Source organism: Amphritea atlantica, from assembly GCF_024347255.1.
Taxonomy (GTDB): Bacteria; Pseudomonadota; Gammaproteobacteria; order Pseudomonadales; family Balneatricaceae; genus Amphritea; species Amphritea atlantica.
Window position 1 is genome coordinate 77,507 of record NZ_AP025284.1, and the last position, 24,090, is coordinate 101,596.

17 protein-coding genes are annotated in these 24,090 nt (G+C 54.4%); 7 read left to right on the forward strand and 10 right to left on the reverse strand.

The genetic code is table 11. The features are described 5' to 3' along the window. Positions 1-27 precede the first annotated feature (27 nt). Positions 28-1,005, reverse strand: coding sequence for a PDR/VanB family oxidoreductase (locus OCU43_RS00385; RefSeq protein ID WP_091354379.1), 978 nt, complete (start codon positions 1,003-1,005; stop codon positions 28-30). A 128-nt stretch (positions 1,006-1,133) separates the two neighbouring features. Then, positions 1,134-2,198, reverse strand: coding sequence for a Rieske 2Fe-2S domain-containing protein (locus OCU43_RS00390; protein WP_091354381.1), 1,065 nt, complete (start codon positions 2,196-2,198; stop codon positions 1,134-1,136). 322 nt (positions 2,199-2,520) lie between these two features. Between OCU43_RS00390 and OCU43_RS00395 the strand changes: the two genes are divergently transcribed. Then, positions 2,521-4,197 carry a sigma 54-interacting transcriptional regulator gene (locus tag OCU43_RS00395; protein ID WP_091354384.1) on the forward strand — a complete coding sequence of 559 codons (1,677 nt, stop codon included), beginning with the start codon at positions 2,521-2,523 and terminating at the stop codon, positions 4,195-4,197. Here the strand turns inward: OCU43_RS00395 and OCU43_RS00400 are convergent. Both OCU43_RS00400 and cydD read right to left on the reverse strand, forming a co-directional pair. After that, positions 4,194-5,813, reverse strand: coding sequence for an amino acid ABC transporter ATP-binding/permease protein (locus OCU43_RS00400; RefSeq protein WP_091354386.1), 1,620 nt, complete (start codon positions 5,811-5,813; stop codon positions 4,194-4,196). The genes OCU43_RS00395 and OCU43_RS00400 overlap by 4 nt on opposite strands. Further along, positions 5,806-7,542: a thiol reductant ABC exporter subunit CydD gene (gene cydD, locus OCU43_RS00405; protein ID WP_175483436.1), complete on the reverse strand. Its 1,737-nt coding sequence runs from the start codon at positions 7,540-7,542 to the stop codon at positions 5,806-5,808. The genes OCU43_RS00400 and cydD overlap by 8 nt, the downstream gene beginning before the upstream one ends. A gap of 97 nt (positions 7,543-7,639) precedes the next feature. Here cydD and OCU43_RS00410 point away from each other — a divergent pair, with 97 nt between their 5' ends. Then, the gene (locus OCU43_RS00410) at positions 7,640-8,956 is read left to right on the forward strand and encodes a sigma-54 interaction domain-containing protein (protein ID WP_091354390.1); all 1,317 of its coding nucleotides are present in this window, start codon (positions 7,640-7,642) and stop codon (positions 8,954-8,956) included. Between the two features lie 33 nt (positions 8,957-8,989). Here OCU43_RS00410 and cydX read toward each other — a convergent pair whose 3' ends face one another. The 6 genes from cydX to OCU43_RS00440 all read right to left on the reverse strand — a co-directional run bounded on the left by cydX (position 8,990) and on the right by OCU43_RS00440 (position 16,905). Next, positions 8,990-9,088 carry a cytochrome bd-I oxidase subunit CydX gene (cydX, locus tag OCU43_RS00415; RefSeq protein ID WP_091354393.1) on the reverse strand — a complete coding sequence of 33 codons (99 nt, stop codon included), beginning with the start codon at positions 9,086-9,088 and terminating at the stop codon, positions 8,990-8,992. A 37-nt stretch (positions 9,089-9,125) separates the two neighbouring features. Then, on the reverse strand, positions 9,126-10,262 hold the full coding sequence (gene cydB, locus OCU43_RS00420) for a cytochrome d ubiquinol oxidase subunit II (RefSeq protein ID WP_091354396.1): 1,137 nt from the start codon (positions 10,260-10,262) through the stop codon (positions 9,126-9,128). Continuing rightward, on the reverse strand, positions 10,255-11,823 hold the full coding sequence (locus tag OCU43_RS00425) for a cytochrome ubiquinol oxidase subunit I (protein WP_091354397.1): 1,569 nt from the start codon (positions 11,821-11,823) through the stop codon (positions 10,255-10,257). Before OCU43_RS00425 ends, cydB begins: the two co-directional genes overlap by 8 nt. A gap of 452 nt (positions 11,824-12,275) precedes the next feature. Continuing rightward, positions 12,276-14,354, reverse strand: a complete 2,079-nt coding sequence (locus OCU43_RS00430) for a putative bifunctional diguanylate cyclase/phosphodiesterase (RefSeq protein WP_091354400.1) — start codon at positions 14,352-14,354, stop codon at positions 12,276-12,278. A 5-nt stretch (positions 14,355-14,359) separates the two neighbouring features. Then, positions 14,360-14,941, reverse strand: a complete 582-nt coding sequence (locus OCU43_RS00435; RefSeq protein ID WP_091354401.1) for a YfiR family protein — start codon at positions 14,939-14,941, stop codon at positions 14,360-14,362. Then, complete coding sequence (locus OCU43_RS00440; protein WP_091354404.1) at positions 14,938-16,905, reverse strand: TonB-dependent receptor plug domain-containing protein; 1,968 nt, start codon at positions 16,903-16,905, stop codon at positions 14,938-14,940. The genes OCU43_RS00435 and OCU43_RS00440 overlap by 4 nt, the downstream gene beginning before the upstream one ends. Positions 16,906-17,397: 492 nt before the next feature. On the opposite strand from OCU43_RS00440, the gene OCU43_RS00445 reads away from it, so the two are divergent. The 5 genes from OCU43_RS00445 (at position 17,398) to OCU43_RS00465 (ending at position 24,076) form a co-directional block, all read left to right on the forward strand. Then, on the forward strand, positions 17,398-18,423 hold the full coding sequence (locus OCU43_RS00445; RefSeq protein WP_091354406.1) for a diiron oxygenase: 1,026 nt from the start codon (positions 17,398-17,400) through the stop codon (positions 18,421-18,423). 58 nt (positions 18,424-18,481) lie between these two features. Beyond that, positions 18,482-19,585 (forward strand): 2Fe-2S iron-sulfur cluster-binding protein, encoded by a 1,104-nt coding sequence (locus OCU43_RS00450; protein ID WP_245756495.1) that lies wholly within the window; start codon positions 18,482-18,484, stop codon positions 19,583-19,585. Between the two features lie 154 nt (positions 19,586-19,739). Further along, the gene (locus OCU43_RS00455; protein WP_245756496.1) at positions 19,740-20,459 is read left to right on the forward strand and encodes an ABC transporter ATP-binding protein; all 720 of its coding nucleotides are present in this window, start codon (positions 19,740-19,742) and stop codon (positions 20,457-20,459) included. Between the two features lie 10 nt (positions 20,460-20,469). Further along, positions 20,470-22,851, forward strand: coding sequence for an ABC transporter permease (locus tag OCU43_RS00460; protein ID WP_175483437.1), 2,382 nt, complete (start codon positions 20,470-20,472; stop codon positions 22,849-22,851). A 7-nt stretch (positions 22,852-22,858) separates the two neighbouring features. Next, positions 22,859-24,076 (forward strand): efflux RND transporter periplasmic adaptor subunit, encoded by a 1,218-nt coding sequence (locus OCU43_RS00465; RefSeq protein ID WP_091354410.1) that lies wholly within the window; start codon positions 22,859-22,861, stop codon positions 24,074-24,076. The last annotated feature ends 14 nt before the right edge of the window (positions 24,077-24,090 follow it).

A 24,090-nucleotide genomic window follows, 5' to 3' on the forward strand; every position in this document is an offset into this window, starting at 1 on the left:
CTGCAGGGCAAAAGCGAATATTGGCAGTTACAGATCCAGTACCAGACAATCAGACAGTGCCCGGGAGCAGCAGGGGGTGAACTGATTGTTCAACTGCTTTTCCGCGTCGCTCAGATACATATCCCGGTGATCCGGAGTGCCCTCTATGACCGGGAGCAGGCAGGTGCCACAGACACCCTGTTCGCAGGAACAGGGTATCTCGAAGCCCTGTTCTTCCAACGCTTCCAGCACTGTCTGATCAGCACCGATGTCGATCAGCTGACCACTGCTGGCAATCCTGATCTGAAAACCCGCATTGTCATCATTCGCCGCACTCAGATCCTGAGAAAACAGCTCAAAGTGGATATTGTCGTTATCCCAGCCGTAGGCTCTGGCGCTGTCGGTGATAAAGTTGATAAAGCCCTGGGGGCCGCAAATATAGAGATGCCTGCCTTTGGCTGCCTCTTTCAGGACCGATTGCGGATCAAAACTGTCGGCCGAACCATCATCGAAACAGAGGTTTACGTTATGGCTGAATGGCCCCTCCATAAGACTGTGGGCAAATGCCGCATGCTCAATGCTTTTCGCAAAATAGTGCAGTGAAAATTTAGCCTGACGCTGTTGCAGTGCGTGGGCCATCGACAAAATCGGGGTGATACCGATGCCACCGGCAAACAGCAGTGTTTCATCTTCATCAGGGAGCAGCGGGAACAGGTTTCTGGGAGGGCTGATCTGTATCAGATCGCCTTCGTTAAGCTGCTGGTGAACCGCTTTTGAACCGCCCCGGCCATGTGCTTCAAGCAGGACGGCAATCTCATAGCACTGATGGCTGTCAGGGGCGTTCAACAGAGAATACTGGCGGATCAACGGCTTACCAGTGCCAGCGTTAATGTGCAGATCAATATGCGAACCGGGTGTAAACCGGGGCAGTGTCTGATTGTCAGCAGGCTGCAGCACGATATGTACAATATTATGAGCAACATAGCGTTTTTCGGTGATACGAACACTGATCAGATCGTTATTCATAATCGCCTCATAGTGATAGAGCGTCACGCCATACCGGCGTGGCGCTTGTTATTATTTTGAGTCTTCAGGCGTGCTGTAAACAGACGTAACAGCAGCGCGGCTGCACGCCTGTTTACGCGGAGCTGAGATCAGATGTTTTCCGCTTCGATCAGCTGGCTGAGCCGGCGCCTTGCGCGGACTGCGCCAGCATCGCAAGACAGTAATACCGGGTTCAGCGACCAGAGATCATGGGTGCCCATCTCCTGCTGCTGGGCTTCGATAACCGGTTTGTCCTCGGTGGTGAATGCTTCGCGCATACCGGCCATTTTCGCCTCGTTGTATTCAGCATCATCCATCTTGTAGTTGCGGGTGGACGCGAAGAAGTAGTGGGTAGTGGTTGCGGTTTCCGGCGTCATGATATGGAAGTCGAATAGCATAATGCCATCGTTGAGGTAATCATCACTGTCCTGCACGGTACCCAGGGTCAGGGTCAGATTGGAAGGTTCGGTCCAGCTGACGGCCAGAAACATATCGGCTTTATCGTCCGGGCGCTGCATATGGGGTGCGATCAGCGGGATCACCGGGTCGGCCTCCCAGTCCCAGCGCACATGCAGGGGTTTACCCTCGCGGTTTTCAGTGATTTCCGGAATCAGCGGGCTCAGTTTGCCACCGGTATTGATGAACGGCCCGTGCAGATGATCGATATGGCTGAGATCCATAATATTGTCGGTCAGCAGCTCATAATTGCACTGATTATACATATACATGTGGCCCACCGAGCTTGCTGGGTTCTCAGACAGCTTGGAACAGTCGAGAATCAGATCTTTGTCGGCTTTTTCCGCATCACCCATCCAGATCCAGATAAAGCCATCGCGCTCCTCGGTGATGTAGCGCTGTACTTTGCAGGCTTTTGGAATTTTGCCGTTGCCATGGGGGTTTTTAACGCACTCGCCCTCGCTGTCAAACTGCAGCCCGTGGTACAGGCAGGTGACGTTATCGCCATTGCGCGAGCCCAGGCTGAGGGGGGCAAAACGGTGTGGGCAGCGATCGTGCAGCGCAATCGGTTTGCCGCTTTTGCTGCGATAGATCAGAATCGACTCGTCGAGGATTTTACGGGTGAAATAGGCTTGCTCTTCGACTTCGGATGAAAGGGCCGCAACATACCAGGCGTTGCGCAGAAATGTATGCTTATCAGCAGACTGTAAATTGTTCATTTTATTATCCTTATTAGCAAAACGATAAATCGTACTTTACCTTCAGGATTTAGCAGCTTCTGTGCCAGTCAGTATTGGTTTAACTAGTCTTTTGATTTTAAAGAGTATTTTTTCATAATGTTAACCTGCCCCAGGCCGATGAAGAGTGGAGTAATCCTGTTGGTTTCTTTATATGTTGAAATGGGATGTCTGCATTTCTTTATTTGAAGAACTTGCGTGAGGCTGTATTCTATAATGATATTCCGGACATCAATGGATTAGCTGGTGACGAAAAGAACTGCATCCGGATGAAAAAACACAGCCAATAACAAGAATAATAAATATGAAAGAGATTACTCAAAAGCCGGATTATTCCATCCTCCATAGCGCTATTCAGAGTGACGTTGAAAATGGTGAAATCAGGCTGCTTGATCAGCGCATGCTGCTATTGCATGGTTTCTCTCTGGCGGTATTGCGGCGTGAGATCATCGATAAGATGGGCAGCGATAAGGCCCGTGAAATGTTTTCCCGCCTGGGTTATCAACAGGGGGTTGAAGACTGTCGTCACCTGAAAGAAACAGGTATCGACTGCATCGACGATCTGCTCTCCATCGCCCCGCTGCTGCGTGAAAAAGAGGGGTTTGTGTATAACCTGGCGATTGAGCGGATGCAGTATGATGACAAGACCGGAGAGTTCTGGGGCGACTACCTGTGGGAGAACTCCTGGGAAGCAGAAGCCCATCTGGATCAGTGTGGCGTCAGTGGTTCGCCGGCCTGCTGGATGATGACCGGTTACGCCTGCGGCTTTACCACCGCGGTAATGGGACGTCCGGTGTTATGGCGCGAGGTTGAGTGCCGGGCGATGGGGCATGAGCACTGCCGGGTCGTGGCGATGCCCTTAGAGGAGGGTGACGACCTCTACCAGCATCTCAGCTTTATGAAGATCGAGGAGTTTATCTCCACCCCCAAGTCCGGGCGTATCGATCTCGACCAACTGGGCAGCGATGGGGTGAAAGGGTCGCCAGTCGATCTGCCCGATCTGGTAGGCACATCCCCCGCCTTTAACCGGGCGGCAACCCTGCTGAAAAAAGTCGCCGCAACCGATTCAACGGTGTTGTTTACCGGCGAGAGCGGCGTCGGTAAGGAGCGTTTTTCCCAGGCGCTGCACTCCATCAGTCAGCGGGCGGATAAACCCTTTATCTCTATCAACTGTGCGGCAATCCCCTCCGAACTGGTGGAAGCAGAACTGTTTGGTGTAGAGAAGGGCGCCTTTACCGGGGCAACGGCCTCCCGCCCGGGCAAGTTTGAGCGGGCCGATGGTGGCACTCTGTTTCTCGATGAGGTCAGCAGTCTGCCGTTTCATGCTCAGGGCAAGCTACTGCGGGTGCTACAGGAACGGGAGATTGAGCGGGTGGGGGGTGTTGATGTCCGGTCGATCGATATTCGTTTAGTGGCTGCCGCCAATGTGAACCTGAAAGAGGAAGTGAAGCAGGGGCGTTTCAGGGAAGATCTGTTTTATCGGCTGAATGTTTTTCCCATTGAGATTCCGCCACTGCGTAAGCGCCGGGATGACATTCCCCTGCTACTTAATCTGTTTATTCACAAGTTTTCCGCTGCTAATGGTAAAACCATCAACGGTATTACCAAAACCGCGGTGGATGCTCTGATGCGTTACAGCTGGCCGGGCAATATCCGCGAACTGGTAAATATCTGTGAGCGTGCCGTGATTCTGGCGGATGACGGCGGCAGTCTGGATCTGGAGCATCTGTTTACCAGTGAAGAGATCCTTGAGGCACAACAGGAGATGGCAGACAGGCAGGATGAAACCAGTGATGCAGTGCCGGGCGATACCTATAGCGCGGTTGAGTCTATTCTGAATCACGCGGTGTCGTTTGAGGATGTGGAGAATATGATGCTGGAGCAGGCGTTACAGCGCAGCGAGGGTAATGTCTCTGCTGCCGCGCGCTTGCTCAATCTTAAGCGCGGGCAGTTTGAATACCGCATGAAAAAATATCGTTAAAGCCTGAGTTCGGTATCGTTAGTTCCGATCAGGTTGACCTCATGACTACTGATGATGACAATACGGTTATGCCATTGTTGTCGCAGTCGTTGCAGAATCCGGGTGCTTCTGTCCGGATCTATGCCCGCAGTGGGTTCATCCAGCAGCAGCACTTTGCGGTCTTGCAGCAGCAGCCGCGCCAGTCCCAGTCGTTTCATCTCGCCGCCTGACGGCAGATGCGAGCCTTTACCCAACCAGCTGTCCAGTTGCCCGGGTAGTTGACTGGCCCACTGATCCAGCTCTACGGTTTTCAGCACCTGCCATAGCTCTGTATCGCTATATTGCTGATGCAGACAGAGATTAAAACGCAGACTGCCCTGCAACAAACTGATCTGTTGCGGCATCATGCCGATCTGTTTGATCCCCACGCCGGAGCAGGTGATCAGTCCCTGTTGCGGCTGCAACTGACCCGCTAACAGTTGCATCAGAGTGGTTTTACCCCGACCGCTGGGGTTGGTTAGCCAGTACCAGTGGGGCCCCTGAAGCCGGGCGTTGAAATGATCGATGGTCGCTTGCTGACGGTTGGGATAACGGTAGCTGAGATGATCAATGTCGATGCGGATCGCCGGATTCCCGGGCTCGATGAATTGCCGCTGATCGGGTTGTGGGTGTGCCGGACTCAACTGACCGATTCGCTCAAGTGCCCTATACCCCAGCGCAAAGCCCGCCAGAGCGCTGCTGCCGGTGGTTAATACCTCCTGCAGCCCCAGTGTCAGCAGTAGCAGCATCAACAGCAGGGTGCCTTCCAGTCGCCCGCTGGCGAACCCCTCAATTCCCTGCCATAACACCAGCAGTATCATCGACGCCTGCACCAGTTGATTCAGCGCCTGGACCCGTTGACGGGCATTACTGGCCTGCTGTTCGGTCTGATCTGCAATGGCGGCACTCTGGCACAGCTTGTCGCTTTGCGGTGTTAACCGGTCAAACAGGATCAGGGTGCGCAGATTGCTGAACAGTGAATGGGCATCACTCCATTGCTGGCTGCGCTGCTGATGCAGGGTGTTCTGGGGTTGTAATACCTGGCGCAGATAGAGCGTCGGTAACACGGCTACCGAGATCAGTAATGGTAGCAATAACCACAAGCCCAGCTCAGGCAGGAACAGCATGACCGTGACCAGATAAAGCAGGGCGCTGAGCAGCATCACCAGCCCTGGCACCAGCGCTGAGAGGTACAGTGACTCGGCATGGCGGATATCATCCAGCAGCCGGCTGCTGGCCTCATGGCTGTTCAGCGGTTGCTCCTGCCAGTTATGTTTTGCCAGGGTTGCGAACATCTCGCTGCGCAGGTGTGAGATGACCCGGAAGGTGGCTTCATGGGTTGCCAGCCGTTCGCCGTAGCGTCCGAAGGTGCGGGCGATGGACAGTCCTCTGACAACCGCGCCGGGGGCAAAATAGTTAAACCCGTGGGCCGCCGCCAGTGACAGACCGGCCAGTGCGGTCGCGCTGATAAACCAGCCCGACACCGCCAGCAGTGCGATACCGGCCAGCGCGGTGATCGTGGCCAGAAGCAGTCCCAGAGTCGCCATTCCCCGCTGCTGCCAGAGTAGTTGAAAATAGCGTTTTAGCAGTTCAGGCATGGGAGGTCTCCGCTGACTTAAGGGGTTGCAGAGTGATAACCTGATCAAACTGATCGGCGCTATCCCGATGGCTGCTGAGCAGGACGATACCGCCCGTAGCACAGAACCGTTTAAGACTGGCCATAAACTGCTGGGCGGTCTGTTGATCGAGGTTGGCGGTGGGTTCGTCAAGCAGCAGCAGGGCGGGCTGATGCAGAAACACCCGTGCCAGAGCGATCCGCTGGGCCTGGCCACCGGAAAGAAACCCGCCGGAGTCGCTGATGCGATAATCCAACTGTCCGGGTAACTCCTCTACCAGAGTGTCGGCGCTGGCCTGTTTCAGTGCAGTGAAAAGCTCTGTATCGGTGAATTCGCGGCCCAGACAGAGGTTGTTGCGCACCGTGTCAAACAGCAGCTCTGGTTGCTGAGTCATATAGCCGATGCGTTGCTGCCAGTGGCGATTATTATAAACAGCGATACTGACTCCATTGAGGAGCAGCGCTCCGCTGAGGGCGGGCTGTAGCCCGGCAAGAGTGTCCAGCAGGGTGCTTTTGCCGGCTCCCGAAGGGCCTTGTAGCAAAACCCTCTGACCCGGCAACAGGGTAAAGTTATGGGGAGGGGCGATCGTTGTACTGCCATAGCCGGTCTGCAGCTGTTGTAGTGAAATCTGCCTGACCGGCGCGCTGTCTGGCTGAGACTGCTCGTCATTGGTGGCAGCGCAGGGCGGCGGTAGCTGTATCAGTTTGAGCAGATGGGTGGCAACACTGCCGGCATCGGCCCGGGCGTGATAGAGCGCGCCCAGGCGGCGTAGCGGCAGGTAGAACTCTGGTGCCAGCATGAGCAGGAAGACACCGTGAGACAGGCTGAGCTGTTCCTGCCACATACCGATCTGATACTTGTCCAGATAGAGCAAACCCAGATATACCGCTACCATGGCGATACTGATCGCACTGAAAAACTCCAGCAGCGTGCCGGACAGGAACGCCAGTCGTAGAACCTGCATGGTGGAGTGACGGAACTGCTCTGACTGGCGGAACAGATGCTGTTGTTCGGCGTCGCAGCTATCCGCCAGTTGCAGCGCAGAGATCCCTTTAATCCGGTCTGACAGCAGATTGCCCAGCCGTGTCAGTTCGGTCAGGTTGCGTTGACTGGCGGCGGCTGCCTTGTGTCCGACGATGATCATAAACAGTGGCACCAGCGGGGCTGTCAGTGCCAGTATCAGGGGCACCAGCCAGCCGCTCCAGAGGCAGGCGATGATGATCATCAGGGGGGCCAGCATGGCCAGTCGCTGCTGCGGCAGAAACTCCGCAAAGTAGTCGCGGGTGCTATCGATCTCGCCGCTCAGCAGATTGCTCAGCTCAGCGTGGCTGAATGGCTTCTCCAGACTGAGCTGCAGGGTGGCGCAATGCTCCAGCACGATGGCCCGCAGGCGGTTTCGTACCCGGATGCTGGCTCGGTCCGCCAGGCGGGTCTGCCATAGCGGCAGCAGGGCCCGCACTGTCAGCAGGGCCGCCAGCAGCAACCAGCTCCCGCTGTGTTGCCAGAGAAGCGGCGTGGTTAATGCCCCGGTATAAACGGCACTGTTGATCAGCAGGGCGATCAGACCGGTAATCGCGATGGTGGTAGCGGTCTGTAGCGCCCCTGTCAGGGTGAGCCAGAGATTCTCACGACGACTTATTTGTCCCGCCTGACGCAGCAGTTGCTGGCCGTTGGCACAGTGTTGCAGTGTGGAAATATTGATCTGGCTCATCAATGACGGCCTCTGTTGGTAAGGAGCTGGTAATGTGTCATGCCGCTTGCCATTATTGGCACAATTGAGCCATAACTGACGAAACAGAGTCTGACTGATGACTAAAATAAGCTGGTTGAGAACCATGCGCAATGTTCTCGATAGCTATAATAACCCTGCAGTGTTGATAGATGCTGAGTATAACGTTGTTGCCACCAATAATAGTTACGATTTCCGTTTTGGTGGGCTGAACGGGCGCAGCTCGGCGAAATGCTTTTTTCTCTCCCATGGTTATCAGCAACCCTGCGACCAGGAAGGGGAAACCTGCCCCATGCAGGAAGCCCGTGACAGCGGTCACCGGGCTAGTGTGCTGCATATTCATAATACGCCACAGGGCAAAGAGCATGTGGGTATCGATACCATTCCGATTACTGATGATGAGGAGCGGGCCTACTTTATCGAGGTGATGAAACCGATTCGTGAAGTCAGTGCCGTGCCGATTGCCAACAAGATGATTGGCCGCAGCCGGGCGTTTAATGAGCTGGTGGATCTGATTCAGAGGGTTGGTAAAACGGATACCAATGTATTGCTGATGGGGCCTTCCGGGGCGGGTAAAGAGCTGGCGGCTCAGGCGCTTCACTCCACCAGTCCCCGGGCCAGTAAGCCCTTCGTGACGGTAGAGTGTTCTGGTCTTACCGATAGTCTGTTCGAAAGCGAGCTGTTTGGTCATATCAAAGGCGCGTTTACCGGTGCGATCAGCTCCCGTACCGGGCTGGTTCAGTCGGCCCATGGCGGCACTCTGTTTCTCGATGAAGTAGGAGATGTGCCGTTGCATCTGCAGGTAAAACTGCTGCGCTTGATAGAAACCAAGACCTTTCGTCCGGTGGGTGACAGTAAGTCGATTGCGGCGGATTTCCGGCTGGTCTGCGCGACCCATAAGGATCTCCCGGCGATGGTTGAGCGGGGCGAGTTCAGGGATGATCTTTATCACCGTATCAGTACCTTCCCGATCCGTCTGCCATCGCTGGCGGAGCGGCGTCAGGATCTGCCCCTGCTGGTGGAGAGTATTCTGCTGCGCATTGAGGATAAAGCTCCGCTGAAACTGACCGATGAAGCACTGCAATTGCTGGCTCAACAGCCCTTTAAAGGCAATATCCGGGAGTTGAAAAATATACTTGAGCGGGCAGTTGTGTTGCGTCATGATGATCTGATCGGCACGGATGTTATTAAGCGAAGTCTGAATCTGATCCCGGTGGCTGAACTGTCCGGCCAAAAGACGGATGGTCTGGTGCAGATGGCGGAGCAGAGGCTGAGTCTGGATCAGGTTGAGCAGCGTTACCTTGAGGTGCTGCTACAACGCTGTGTCGATAAAGGCCAGGTTGCGGAGATTGCCGGCTGCAGTCTGCGCACCCTGTACCGCAAGCTGGAGCCTTGATTCAGGACACCAGCTTGTCGTCATATTACCGTTTTATTCCGTGTCTTCCATCTGGTTCTCCAGCCACATGGCATTGATAATGCCGAAGCTGCAGGCCAGAAGAACGCCGAGTATCCAGGCGAAATACCACATATTACTCTCCTTGCTTAAGGTCTAGAGACTTAAGCGATTAATAGTTAGACACACTGTTCTGCTCGATAAAGGCCGGCTCGATGCGGCGCCACATTTTGACGTAACACCAGATGGTGTACAGCAGGATAATCGGCACGAAAAACACCGCAACCCAGAGCATAATTTCCAGTGTCAGTTTGCTGGAGGTGGCATCCCAGAGCGTCAGGCTGCTGGCCATGTCGGTGGACGATGGCATCACAAACGGGAACAGTGTCACCCCTGCCAGCAGGATGATGCAGCTGATCCCCAGGCTGCTGGTTAAGAACGCCAGTGCATAACGGCCGCTCCAGGCGAGCAGGCTGGTTAGCAGGGGCAGCAGGACAGCGGCTAATGGCAGCAACCAGAGCAGAGGATAGTGGGCGAAATTACCAAACCAGTCCGCACTCTGAACCACGGTTTTGCTCAGTGGGTTAGAGCTGGCATCGGCAATAACGGCGCTGCTGATGCTATAGCCGGGAATGCTGGTATAAAGCCACAGACCAGCGACCACCAGAAGTACGCTGAGCAGCAGACCGGCCACTCCGGCGGTGCTGCGACTGCGCTGCTGAATTGCACCGCCCGCCCGCATCTGTAACCAGACCGCACCATGCAGTACCAGCATCAGCACACTCACCAGGCCGCAAACAATAGCGAAGGGGTTCAGCAGTGCCCAGAACGACCCGGTATAGGTTGAGCGGGTCAGTTCATCAAAGCTGAACGGCACGCCGAGGAACAGGTTGCCGAATGCCACACCAAACACCAGCGCGGGGACAAATGAGCCCAGACTCAGGCCGATATCCCAGTTATTTCGCCAGCGGCTCCCCGGCATTTTACTGCGGTATTCAAAGCCAAGGGGGCGGAAAAACAGCGCAAAAAGAACCAGCAGCATCGCCCAGTAGAAGCCTGAGAACGCGGTGGCATAGACCAGCGGCCAGGCGGCGAAAATAGCGCCTCCTGCGGTGATCAGCCAGACCTGATTACCATCCCAGTGTGGACCGATAGTATTAATCATCACCCGACGTTCAGTATCGGTTTTTCCCAGCAGGGGAAGGAGCATTGCGACGCCCAGATCAAAGCCATCGGTGATGGCAAATCCGATCAGTAGTACGCCTATCAATAACCACCAGATCAGGCGCAGAGTTTCATAATCAAACATGCTGAGTTTCTCCTAGTGATTCATAGTGATAGCGACCGGTCTCCAGGGCACTGGGGCCCTTACGTACATATTTGACCATCAGGAATATTTCGATACAGAGGAAGGTAGTGTATAGCGCGGCAAAACCGGCAATACTCATCCACAGATCGGTTGCGCTCAGGGTTGAGGTGGCAACATAGGTGGGCAAAATCTCACCAATCGCCCAGGGTTGACGGCCGAACTCTGCAATAAACCAGCCGGTTTCCACTGCAATCCACGGCAGGGGCAGGCAGAGTACAGCCAGTTTCAGCAACCAGCGGGTCGTGTATTCACGCCGGCGGGCAGTGTAATAGAACGCAGCAGCAAAGGTGAATAACATGATCACGCCGGTTGCCACCATAATCCGGAAGGTCCAGAACATCGGGGCAACTCTGGGGATGGTATCCAGAGCGGCCGCTTTGATCTGTGCTTCAGTGGCATCGGTGACATTCGGGGTAAAGCGTTTCAGCAGTAATCCATAGCCCAGATCTTTGCTGACAGCACCGAATGCTTCGCGGTTGGCGGGCGTATCCTCGCCGTTGCGCAATTTTTCCAGCAGACTATAGGCCTGCATACCGGTGCGGATGCGCGTCTCGTTGGCAGTGACGTGATCCTTAATGCCGGTGATCTCCTCATCCACCGAACGGGTGGCGATCAGCCCCAGCAACCAGGGAATGCGCACGGCATAATCGGTGGTCTGTTGTTGCTGATCGGGCAGGCCTACCAGGGTGAAGGGGGCCGGAGCCGGATGGGTATCCCATTCCGCTTCTATGGCTGCCAGCTTGACCTTCTGTACCTCGCCAATTTCATAACCACTTTCATCACCCAGTAAAATAACCGAAAGGATCGATGCCAGGCCAAAAGCGGATGCGATGGCAAAAGAACGACGGGCAAAGCCGACATCCCGGTTGCGCAGCAGATAGAAAGCGCTGATGGAGAGCACAAACATGGCGCCGGTGACATAGCCAGCGGAAACGGTGTGGACAAACTTAACCTGAGCCACAGGGTTGAAGATGACATCGGCAAAGCTGTCCATCTCCATGCGCATCGTTTCAAAGTTAAAGTAAGCACCCACCGGGTTCTGCATCCAGCCATTAGCGATCAGTATCCACAGGGCGGAGAAGTTCGATCCGACAGCGACCAGCCAGGTGACGGCCAGATGTTGAACTTTGGAGAGCCGGTCCCAGCCGAAGAAAAACAGGCCGATAAAGGTAGATTCGAGGAAGAACGCCATCAGCCCTTCAATCGCCAGTGGAGCGCCGAAAATATCGCCGACATAGTGAGAGTAGTACGCCCAGTTAGTACCGAACTGAAACTCCATGGTGAGTCCGGTGGTGACTCCCAGTGCAAAGTTGATACCGAACAACTTGCCCCAGAAGCGGGTCATATCTTTATATACCTGTTTACCGGTCATCACGTAAACTGACTCCATAATAGCCAGCATAAATGTAAGCCCGAGTGTTAATGGCACAAACAGGAAGTGGTACATCGCGGTCAGGGCAAATTGCCACCGCGATAGTTCGACAACAGTTTCAGAAACCATAGTTACAATACCTTAGGTTGGTCCGGCTGCCAGGCCGAAACGAAAAAGAGTGCGGAGGGCACAGAGTCAGGATGATCCAAATGAGTAATGCATTTCTTTAGGCATATGCTGTACCAGATCTGTTAAAACTTTATTACTCTTTTATTTTCAATATCTTATGTTTATATAACGGATTATATAAAGAGGCGTTCTTATAGGAATTTGTCAATTATGACGCAAACTTTGTCAGATTGTGATGTGACATAGTGTCGCGCCATGGTTCTGGACAATAATGGCATTCAGCGGTCGCCGGCATCGCTTGCAAAGGCGCCTTTTGGGAAGCGGCTGATAGCCGTGATAGCCCGAACGACTTGATCTTTCTACGCCGCTGCGCTTATGTCAAGGTTCGTGACATTTGTGGTCGGAGACTGAAAAGAGGGGGGCGTATCTGTGATAGTTTAGTGCCGTAGAGATCAGGCCTGAACGAGAGATTCCTGCTGCTCCATTAAACAGATCAGTTGCTCCAGTGGTACTGGCGGGCTAAACAGGAACCCCTGTACCTGATCGCAGTTATGGTGTCGCACAAAAGCCAGCTGCTCCCTGGTTTCAACCCCCTCGGCAACAACTTTCAGGTTGAGGTTGTGGGCCATATCGATAATGGTTTTCACGATCACCTCATCATCGCGATCACTGCCGATATCACGGATAAATGAGCGGTCTATTTTCAGGGTATTCAGTGGCAACCGTTTTAGCCGGCTGAGAGAGGAATAGGCGATGCCAAAATCATCAATGGAGATCTCTACCCCCAGACTGCGGATCTGATTGAGTTGTTCAAGTAGTTGTTCATTCTCCGTGGCCATAAAAGTTTCGGTGATCTCCAGCTCCAGGGACTCCCCTGGAAAACCGGTTTCGGTGAGAATTTCAGCGATCCGCTTATACAGATCCCGGCGAATAAAGTGCGCCGGAGAGAAGTTGACTGAGAGCTGGATATGTTCACCAAACTGCTGACGTACCTGGAGAATATCCGCACAGGCTTTTTTAATAACCCACTGATCAACCAGGCCAATCAGCCCCTGATCCTCGGCGAGGGGGATAAATTCATCGGGAGGGATGGCTCCTTCATCGGCATCAAACCAGCGAATCAGCGCTTCCAGACCAACAATGACGTTACGCCGGATGCACCATTTAGGCTGATAATAGACTTCGAAGCGTTGCTCTTCGATTGCCTGTCTGAGTTTCTGTGCCAGATGAATGCGGCGTTCGGAGCGGATATTCATCTCTTTGGCAAAAAAGCTGAACTGGTTTCTGCCGGCCGCTTTAGAGTAATACATCGCCGTATCAGCGTGTTTGACAATGGTTGTTGCATCATCTCCGTCGGCAGGGTAGATGCTGATCCCGAGACTGGTGGTTACCTGCAGATTGAAGCCATCAATATCAACCGGTGTCTGGATAGTTCTGATCAGTTTGGTGGCGATGTCAGCCGCTCGGTTCTGTGAGGTGTTGTTGGTCAGTACCGCAAACTCGTCGCCGCCAAGCCGTGCCAGCGTATCACTGCTTCTCAGACAGTGTTGCAGGCGCGCTGACAGTTCCACCAACAGCCGGTCACCCATCTCATGTCCCAGGGTGTCATTGATATCCTTAAACCGGTCGAGGTCGAGGAACATGACCGCCAGCTGTTCGTTGCTCCGTTGTGCATAATGGATGGCGGTGTTCAGATTGTTATCGAAGGTTGCCCGGTTGGGCAGACCGGTCAGGCTATCGTGAAACGCCTGATGCTCCAGCTGTTGGGTCAGTAACAGTAACTCAGCGGTGCGGTCTTTAACTTTTTCTTCCAGTAGTTGTCGCGCCTGTTCCAGTTGATTGTCGCGCGCCTGGATCTGTTCGATCATCAGGTTAAAGTCGGTTGCCAGACTGCCTATCTCATCTTCAGAGCGATTGCGCACCCGCAACTGATAGTTGCGGGTGCGGGTGATTTTGCGGACCGTCATGGCCAGCTCGGTGATCGGCCGGGTGATGATTAGCTGAGCAACGCTTGAGAGTAACAGTGCCACGATCAGTGACAGCAGAAAGACGATAAAGGCGATCCCTATCTGATCTGCCTGACGGGTGGTCAGACTGCCGAGATCGGAGAGCAACAGGGTGTAGCCTATGGCGTCATGATCCATCATTACCGGACGTAAAACATAGAGGGCGCCATCAATCTCCCCTTCGCTGCTCGTTGGCAGGGTGGGGACTGGAAAGTTTCCGGGGGCGTATTTTGCAAACAGCTTCTTGTCTGCGTCATAGAGCACAGCCAGGACAATATCCTGAACATTATCCAGTGATTCAAGGGTGACTCTGGCTGATTCCGCATCACCAAAGGTAAGTGCGGCAATGGAGTTGGTACTGATGATATCCGCTTGGGAGCGCAGGTTCTCGGTCGCCTGAAGTCTGGAGTCATACCAGTCATGCAGGGCGAAGCCTGCGGTGGCCAGTGTCAGTACGGTGCTGCTGATCAGGAGTAACATCGACATCAGCTTGCGCTGTAGCGGGAGGCGTTTAAAGATGGACATCTGTTTCACCTCCTGATCCGGGCCAGTTTGAGCAGTTCAGAACTGATGGTCAGTCCGCTGCGGTTAACTTCGGGAAGGTAGATATCCAGCCCTATGCGCGTGCCCTGCCGGATCAGGTTGATAGCTGCCCGGGAGTCTGATGTCACGCTGGAGTCGCTTTCTGTCAGATCCGCCACGGTCAGAACCGGCAAGGGGCCATGGTGAGCCTGATCTTCAGCGAAGCGCCTGATCTGGCTGAATGGGATAAATAGCATGGCACAGTGGTCAGCTTCGGATAATGAGTCTATCAGTTTATCATTGACTGTTCTCTGTTGTACGGTTTTCCCTGTGATGGTTTGCACGGCTGGTCTCAGCGAGTTTTCACGGTAATAGCAGATGGTCATGTGATCCGGGTTATTCGCGATAGCATTGTCTGGCCAGCGGACAAATTTGGCGATATTGAACAGAATAGCGGTTTTAACCTGCCGCAGCTTGCTGTCATGGGGCTCCGCCTGGAGGTGGAGTGGCGAGAGGCAGGCGAGCAGCAACAGTAACACCGGCAGACGCTGAGAGACGCTGGATAATGTCAGGATTACGGCGTTAATCATAACAGATCATGATTCCATTCTAGCCGCAACCAGAGCTCCCTCTCACTGCGCTCATTGTTGTACTGCTTGCCGAAGTCTGCGGCAGGGTCCATCACCCGCTTATCAAACAGGTTATCGATACCAAATGAATAATTCAGCGCCTGAGTCAGTTTTCCTGAGCCAAACAGGTTGACGGTGGCAAATGAATCAGCGCCATCATCAAAGCTGTTGGTATCGGTTCGGCGACTGCTATAGATCAGGCTGGCTCCCAGCAGATGGTCATTACTGATCTGGTAATCGGTTTGCAGGCTACCGGTCCAGGCTGCCAGGTAGGGCAGTGATTCGCCATCGGATTCGGTTTCAAGATAACTGATCCCCACCCGGGTGTTCAGTTTTCGCATTGGCCGCAGGGTTAATAACAGCTCAGCACCGCGCATTCGATAGACCGTGTTGCTATTGGTGAAATACTCATCAGCATCATCGGGGGTAGGCGTTTCCTGAATAAAATCATCAATCTGACTGTTGAACAGATTGATATTCATGCTGGCCTCATCCCACTGGTAAAGATACCCCAGCTCAGACATCGTTATCCGCTCGGCATCAACCTGAGGAGGCTGAAAACTGGTGCCCTCAAGCACTTTCAGATACTCCCTGAATCCCGGGGTGCGAATGGCGGTGCCATGTTGCAGTTTCCAGGTTTGCTGAGTGTCGGGTGTGTATACCAGTGCTTCGCGATGATTAAAGTAACCGCCAAACTGTTCAAAGTAGTCAAACCGTCCACCAATGGTAAGGCTCAGATCCGGGTGAATCTGCCAGATGTCCTGAGCAAATGCCACATAGTCATTGTTGGTTATACCGGGTTCGGAGAGCAGGTTTCCGGTTTCAGGCGGGCTCAGAAAACCGCTGGAAAAGTGGTAACTACGGCGATAGTCACTCCGTTGCGCTTGCTCATAGTTCCAGCTGATACCGCCTGCCAGAGTGTGCAGCTGAAACTGTTTTAGCAGGGTTAACGAGGCGCCTGCCATAATGCCGTTCTGGTATTCCTCATAGCCTGGCGACTGAGTGGTCTGCTCCAGCTCATATTCCCGGGTATTATCTTTCTGATAATAGAACGTGGTTTCCAGCTGTCCCTCTTCGATAGAGCCTGTCTCATAGTGCGCCGACAGATTGAGAAAATCGCTGTCGATATAGGCATCCTGAGTGGAAGGGATGAAGAGAAAAGGGGTTTCACTGCGATTGTAATCCAGTTGCAGTGTCAGTCGTGGCAGCGGCTGCGCTTTAATATGGATATTGCTGTAGTCCTCATCCCGCGGCTGTAATGACTCTCCGCCGATAAAACTCTTCCGCTCAGAACGGAAGGGGGCGTCCTGATCAAGGTGGCTGGCAAACAACTGAAGCTTGCCGCTGTTGTAGAGGGCGGTGCCTTTGGCTCGCTGGTTGCTGCCCGCTTCAAGGCCCATCTCCAGTTGTTCGGTGTCGCTGAAGTTGCGGGTGGTCACCGATATGATGCCCGCAAAGGCGTTGGCGCCGTAGAGACTGGATGCCGGGCCGAGAATGACTTCAACAGTTTCAAGATATTCCAGCGGCAGGTTATCTCCGAGGCTGAAGTGGTTGTAATAGAGCTGGCGCACCCGTACCCCGTCAACCATCAGTATCATTTTGTCGTTATAGCGGTCCAGAACGCCCCGGGCCCATATGGCGCGATGCCGTTTGCGGTACTGATTAAGCTGCAGGCCTGGCACAAACTGTAACAGATCCTCCAGTCGTCTCACGCCATAGCGCTTAAAATCATCGCGGTTGAAGGTGTAGACCGTGCCTGGGGCTTTATTCACCTGTGTAGGCACAAGCGACGCTGCGGTAAACACGTCCATCGCCACCAGCTCTTTCAGGGACAGGTCACTGAAGCCCTGTTGGTCAGCACGCGCGTATGCGGAGGTAAAGAAGACTGAATAAATAAGCAGTGGGATAACACTGTTTTTCGACATGCACTTTTCCGGAACAGGGAGCCAGCTTTCGATCGGTGGCAATATTATTATTTTAGCGTAGCGGGCTTTAGTGGAGCTCCCTTTCTCTGGCCGTGATACGCGCTCACCATGATACAGAAAACCGTTCAGTGGGGAAGCGTATCGCTACTAATCCCCATACCAATATTATTTTTGAAACCATATTTCAATGGCTAATTAGGCGTATCTGATCGCTTTGCTATTGTACGGGAGGGGGATAGGAGGATTAAAAAGTATTGATATGAGTCAATAAAATTAAATAAATGTATAATTCAAGTATCACTATTTAGGAAGGGTTTTTATTGGTTTAAGTGGTTGTATATCTATATATTTCAACTATTTAAATGATTTTGTTGGGCTGGGTGTATTTTAAAAAGAGATACATAATAAAATATCATGTATTTATTTATGTATCATAAGTGGTATTGTTGCGTCGTTCTTAAAACAAAAACAACCATCTCTGAGGTTTTTGCTATGCACGATAAAATTGCCAATACCATGGAATTTCCACCCGAAACTCCCCAGCCAAATATCTATCCACTGAGCTGGGAAACCAAGACCTCAAAGGCTGAGGAGATCTGGGATGCATCGCTGCGCGAAGCGTGGAATCCAAAGGATCTGCCCTGGGATACTTTCGATGTCTCCAGCTACTCCTGGGAGGAGCGTGAAGCGATCGCCTATTGGTGGACGCTGCTATCGGTATTTGATGCCTCGGCACCCCCTGTTTTTGCTGAAGCGTTTATCAAAACCTATGAAGATCATGAAGAAGATGCCATTCGTCGCTGCTTTTTCTCGGTTACCCGTGATGAACAGAATCACGAGCAGATGTGTGGTATGGCGATTACGAAGTTGCTGGAAGCTAACAGCCCGCTGGAATATGAACCAAAAACCGATCTGGGTCGCCGTCTGAAGCGCAATGCTGCCTGGTTGTACTATAACGGCGGCCGTTACTGGGGCGGATATAAAAAAGCGGTGCCTAAATACAGTCTGGCGGTTCTGTTCAGCTCCTTCCTGATGGGGGAGATTGCGGCAGCCACTATCTTTAAACAGATGTCTGAAAGCTGTGAAGAGATGGTGTTCCAGGAAGCGTTTAAAAACATTGGCCGTGATGAAGGACGCCATATGGCGATCTGTTTGTCACTGATGGAACGTGACTATCCAAAACTGTCTGCAGAAGAGAAGAGCGTTATCACCAAACAGATTCGTGCGGGCTACCTGTTCCTGTCTGCGGTGTTGTTTGAACCGCCTGCTGAGTTCTGGGATCTGCCGGAGGACTTTATCGCCAATCAGCGGGAAGCGGAAGCGATCGCCCGTGAAGCGGGCTTTGGTGTGCCCTCTTACGAGGCGAAGAAGGATAACTGGCGTACCGCCATGCTTAACCTGAAAACGGTTCTGGATAAGTATGACACGCCGTTCCCGGCAATTCCTGAAGTGGATATTACCGGTGAAGAGGTGACTCAGGCGGACCTGGATTCTGCGGATATTATTCCGATCTTCTGATTCCTCTTCCGCTTATAGTCTTCACCAACCGCCGCTCTGTTGAGCGGCGGTTATCTGCATGACTGACCATTTAATGTTGCTGTTACAGGATTGGGATATCCCCGATCCGGAGGTGAGTATGACGTCGATTCGTTTATCCCCATCGGGTAAAGAGGTAGAGGCGAAGCCCGGTGAAACGGTATTGGAATCCCTCGAAAATGCCGGCTACGCCCTGCCGAATAACTGCCGTGCAGGCGCCTGTGGCGAGTGTAAGGTTAAGGTGCTCGAAGGAGAGTTCGATCAGGGAATGGTGATGGATATGGCGCTGTCACAGGCGGAACGAGCCGAGGGCTACGGTCTGATGTGCATGTGTAAACCGCTCAGTGATACTCTGGAGATTGACTGGGGTACCGATGATGCGATGCCAAAACTTTTTCCACCGCGGGAGAATGTGCGTTGCGTGGTGGTGGACCGCATCGAAAGGACCGATCGGATCGCCGAGATCCGGCTGCGTCCGGTAGGCGATCCACTGCGCTTCTGGCCGGGTCAGTATGTCAGCCTGACCGATACCGCCCGAAGTGTGACGCCGCGCTCCTATTCGATTGCCAATGCCCCCAGACCGGATGGTGAAATCGTTTTACAGATTACCCGCGTGCCTGAGGGTAAAACCAGTAACTGGGTTCATGATGATATTCATCCGGGCTCAATGGTAAATATTTCAGGGCCTTACGGCACCTTTATCGGTGATCCGGGAACCGATGGTCCGGTGCTCTGTCTGGCTGCAGGAACCGGCCTGGCGCCGATTCTGAGTCTGGCCGATGCCGCCCTGCGTCGTGGTTTTAAGCAACCGGTACATCTGATGTTTTCGGCGCGAACCGAAGCGGAGATCTACTGCCGTGGCCTGATGTCGTTGTGGAATGCCCGTCATCGCCGCTTTAAGTTCATCCCCACCCTCACGCGGGAGGTGAAAGAGGGCGTTCAGAGTGGTCGTATCCCGGATATCATCGCTGATCTCTATCCCGATCTGTCGAAACATGCGATCTATATCGCCGGCAGTCCCGAGTTTGTGGATAACTGCATCGCAGCGGTAACCGCCTGCGGAGCGCAGGGTGATAATATCCACACCGAAGGCTTCTTTGATCAGGCTCAGCCTGAAACCCCTGCGTCAGACCGGTTAGTCTGACGCGCACACCGGATTTCAACGCCGGACCTGCTCGCAGCGGTCCGGCTTTTTTGTATCCGTCAGAAAAATGTCTGAGATCATCGCTTTTCAGTGCATAACCGCTATTCCCTTTGTACTCTTATAGTTAATGGTTATTAACGCAGATGTTGCAACGATGGATAGAAACAACAGCGAAATCGCATTTGCCACTACCGGCCTGACCAGGGTGTACGGTGAAGGCTCAGTTGCCGTGCATGCCTTAAGGGGAGTTGATCTGCAGATTCCCCAGGGGGAACTGGTGGTGTTGCTTGGCGCTTCCGGCAGCGGTAAATCAACACTCCTGAATATTCTGGGGGGACTGGATCAGCCGACCGACGGCGAGGTGTACTTCTTCGGGCAGAACCTCAGGCAGATGGATGATGGCGCTCTGACTCTCTATCGCCGGGATCATATCGGCTTTGTATTTCAGTTTTATAATCTGATGCCCAGTCTGACAGCGCGGGAAAATGTTGAGCTGGTGACCGAGATCGCCGATAACCCGCTGACCGCGGAACAGGCGCTGGCGCTGGTTGGGCTGAGTGAGCGGGCCGATCATTTTCCGGCCCAGTTGTCCGGCGGCGAACAGCAGCGGGTCGCCATCGCCCGGGCGGTGGCGAAACAACCCCGGGTATTGTTCTGTGATGAGCCCACCGGTGCGCTGGACAGTACCAGTGGCCGACAGGTGATGGAGGTGCTGCAGCAGATAAACCAGCGTCTGGGCGCGACGGTGGTGATTATCACCCATGCGGCGACGATTGCAGGTATGGCGGACCGGGTGATTCACTTTGCTGATGGCCAGATCAGAGAGGTGGTGATGAACAGTGAAAAGTCGCTGGCGCAGGACCTGGTCTGGTGAGGGTTGCCTGATGGCTGGATTGGCAGACCTGTCGCCGCTTGATCGTAAACTGCTGCGGGATTTATGGCGGATGAAAGGTCAGGCTGTCGCGATAGCCCTGGTGATTGCGCTGGGGGTATTGATGCTGGTGATGATGAACGGCCTGGTCCGCTCACTGGAGGATACCCGCACCGCCTATTATGAACGGCACCGCCTGGCGCAGGTGTTTGCGCCGCTACAGAGGGCGCCGCAATCATTGTTATCCCGGGTTGCTGAGATTGAGGGCGTTTCGGTGGCGGTGGGCCGGGTAACCGGTAGTGCACTGATCAACCTGCCCGGTCAGCGGTTACCGCTGAGTGCTCAGGCGGTATCGCTGCCGGATCAGGGCGACGCGCGGCTGAATGATATCTATCTCACCGCCGGACGGCGTCCGGACCCCAGCCATAAAGATGAAATTATCCTGCTACAGGATTTCGCTAAAGCCCATAGCCTGAGCCCCGGAGACCCGCTGTCGGCCACCATGCACGGAGCCCGCCGCACCTTCCGTATTGTCGGTCTGGCACAGGCCCCTGAGTTTCTCTATTCCGCTGCGCCCGGTGAATTTGTCCCGGATGATGCCCGCTTTGCGGTGATCTGGATGAGTCAGTCAGCCCTGGCAGCGGTTTACGATATGCAGGGGGCCTTTAATCAGTTGCTGCTGGGAACCACGAAAAACAGCTCTCTGCCAGCGATTCTCGATCGGGTCGATGTGCTACTGCAGCCTTACGGCGGGCGGGGGGCGTATGGCCTGGCGGATCATGTCTCTAACCGTTTTATCGAGGAGGAGATCAGCGGTCTGAGGGTGTCCAGTCGTACCGTGCCACCGATATTTCTGGCGGTGGCGGCCTTTCTTCTCAATATCGTTATCTCCCGGATGATCCGCGCAGAGCGCAGCCAGATCGGTCTGCTGAAAGCCTTCGGCTACCGGGATATTGAGATCTCCCTGCACTACCTTAAGTTTGTTATTGTGATCGCCGTCAGCGGCGCACTGCTGGGCTGTTTTCTGGGGGTGATGTCGGGGCGTAGTCTGGCACAGGTGTATCAGCACTATTACAAATTTCCATTTCTGCTGTTTCAGGTCGATCCAATGACCTTTGTGATCGGTATTCTGGTGAGTATTCTGGCGGCAGCCGCCGGAGGGATGCTGGTGCTCAGGTCGGTGTTTCGGCTCAGCCCTGCGGTGGCGATGCAACCACCCACACCGGCTGATTACAGCCGTTCGCTGGCGCTGGCCGCCTTTATGAAACGCTGGCTGGATCAGCCCGGCCGGATGGTTGCCCGGCGGCTGCTGCGTCAACCCGGGAGGGCCGCAGGCGGCGTTATCGGTATCGCTGCAGGGATGTCTCTGGCGGTGGCGATGCTGAATGTGATGAGCGCGTTTGATCAGACCCTGGCGCTTAGCTTTAATCTGATCGACCGCAGTGATCTGTCGGTGAGCTTTATTGAACCGTTATCTGACAACGTCGTGTTTGAGTTGCAGAGTATTGACGGGGTTATCGAAGTCGAGGCGCAGCGCACCGTGGCGGTGAAGTTTAGCAATGGCCAGCACAGCTATCGTGGTGCGATCACCGGGCTGCCGGTTAACGCCCGACTTAATCGCGCCCTGGATAACCGCCAGCAGGCGATTCCGATGCGAACCCGGGGCGTGGTGCTGGGCAGCGCCCTGGCGGATATCCTCAGAGTAAAAACGGGCGATGTTCTCGATATTGATGTACGGGAGGGGCGTCAGCCTCAGTTGCAGATACCGGTGACCGGAGTGGCGGATACGCTGATCGGTTCACCCGCCTATATGGCGCTGGATAGCCTCAACCGGGTGCTGGCTGAGCCCCGCCGGGTCTCCGGTGCTTATCTGCGTATCGACAGCGCCAGGCAGGATGCCATCTACCGTCGCATTAAGGCGTTGCCGGGGATTGCCGGGGTCAGCCTGAAACAGGATGCCCGCGAGGCGTTTCAGCGGCTGATCGATAGTAGTGCTGGCGCGGTGCGCTATCTGATGGCGGCGATAGCCGCTGTGATCACTTTTGGGATAGTCTATAACAGTGCCCGCATCGCCTTTGCCGAACGGGCACGGGATCTGGCCAGTCTCCGGGTGATCGGCTTTACCCGGAGGGAAGCAGCGTTTGTTCTGCTGGCGGAGCTGGGTATTATTACCCTGCTGGCGCTGCCGCTTGGTGGGCTGCTGGGCTATTTTCTGGTGTTTGCCATATCCGAGGGCTTCAGTACCGATCTCTACCGGGTTTCTGCGGTCTTTGTGCCCCAGAGCTATGGCATCGCGGCGCTGGCGGTGATCATTGCGGCCCTGCTGTCTGGCTGGCTGGTGAAGCGGGATATCGACCGGATCGATCTGGTTTCGGCATTAAAAGTAAGGGAGTAACGGGTTTATGGGGGCAAAGCGGTCGGGTCACTGGGTGTTGCTGGGAAGCGTTGTGGTGGTGCTGTTGCTATTGGTGTGGGCGTTTATGCCCCGGCCGTTGCTGGTGGATATCGGCACAGTACAGCGCGGGGCCATGCTGGAAACCATTGACGATGAAGGCAAAACCCGGGTGCGTGATGCCTATGTGGTTTCGACGCCTGTGACCGGTCGGTTGCTGCGTATCGAGGTGGAGCCGGGCGACCGGGTCATCCAGGATAAAACCGTTATTGCCCGTATGCTGCCCGCTAACCCGGTGGCGCTGGATAGTCGCAGTCGGGAGCAGGCCCGTGCTGCGGTGGTCTCTGCCGAAGCCGCTGTGCGACTGGCGCAGGCTGAACTGAATAAAGCGCTGGCCGATACTGAGCTGGCCGATACTGAACTGAAGCGGATCACCGAGTTGCAGCAGCGGGGCGCGGTCAGTAACGCTGCGCTGGATAATGCTAAACAGATGTGGCGTTCGGCCAGTGCTCAGCTGGATATGGCGAAGGCTTCCATCTCAATGCGTCAGGCGGATCTGGCCAGTGCCCGCGCACAACTGATCACCTTTGTGCCGGGACAGAGAGATAACCGCGATGCGCAGTCCGGGGTAATCAATATCGTCGCACCCCATTCCGGTAGTATTTTGCGGGTCTTGCAGGAGAGCGAAACCACGCTGCCAGCAGGTCAGGCGATTCTCGAAATCGGCGATATCAATGAGGAGCTGGAGGTGGAGGTTGAACTGCTCTCCAGCGATGCCGTCAGGGTCAAACCCGGCTACCGGGTAATGATCGAAAACTGGGGCGGACCACAGGCACTCGAGGGACGCGTCGAGAAAGTGGAACCCTGGGGCTTTACCAAATACTCCGCCCTGGGAGTCGAAGAGCAGCGGGTGAAAACCACCATCCGTTTTATCAGTGACAAATCCCAGCGGGCCAGTCTCGGGCATGGTTTCAGAGTGGAGGCGCGGATCGTCGTCTGGGAAGATGCGGATGCACTGATCGTGCCTTCCAGTGCGTTGATTCGCAGTGGCAGTCAATGGGCGGTGTATCGGGTTGAATCCGGTAAAGCGCTGCTGCAGACCATTGAGGTTGGGCATAACAATGGCATCAGTGCTGAACTGTCTGGGGGGCTGGCAGCGGGCGATCAGGTGGTGCTCTATCCGCCAGCAGAGCTGAGGGACGGCGGCCGGGTTAAGCCCCGGCTCTGATTCATTGTTGGCCT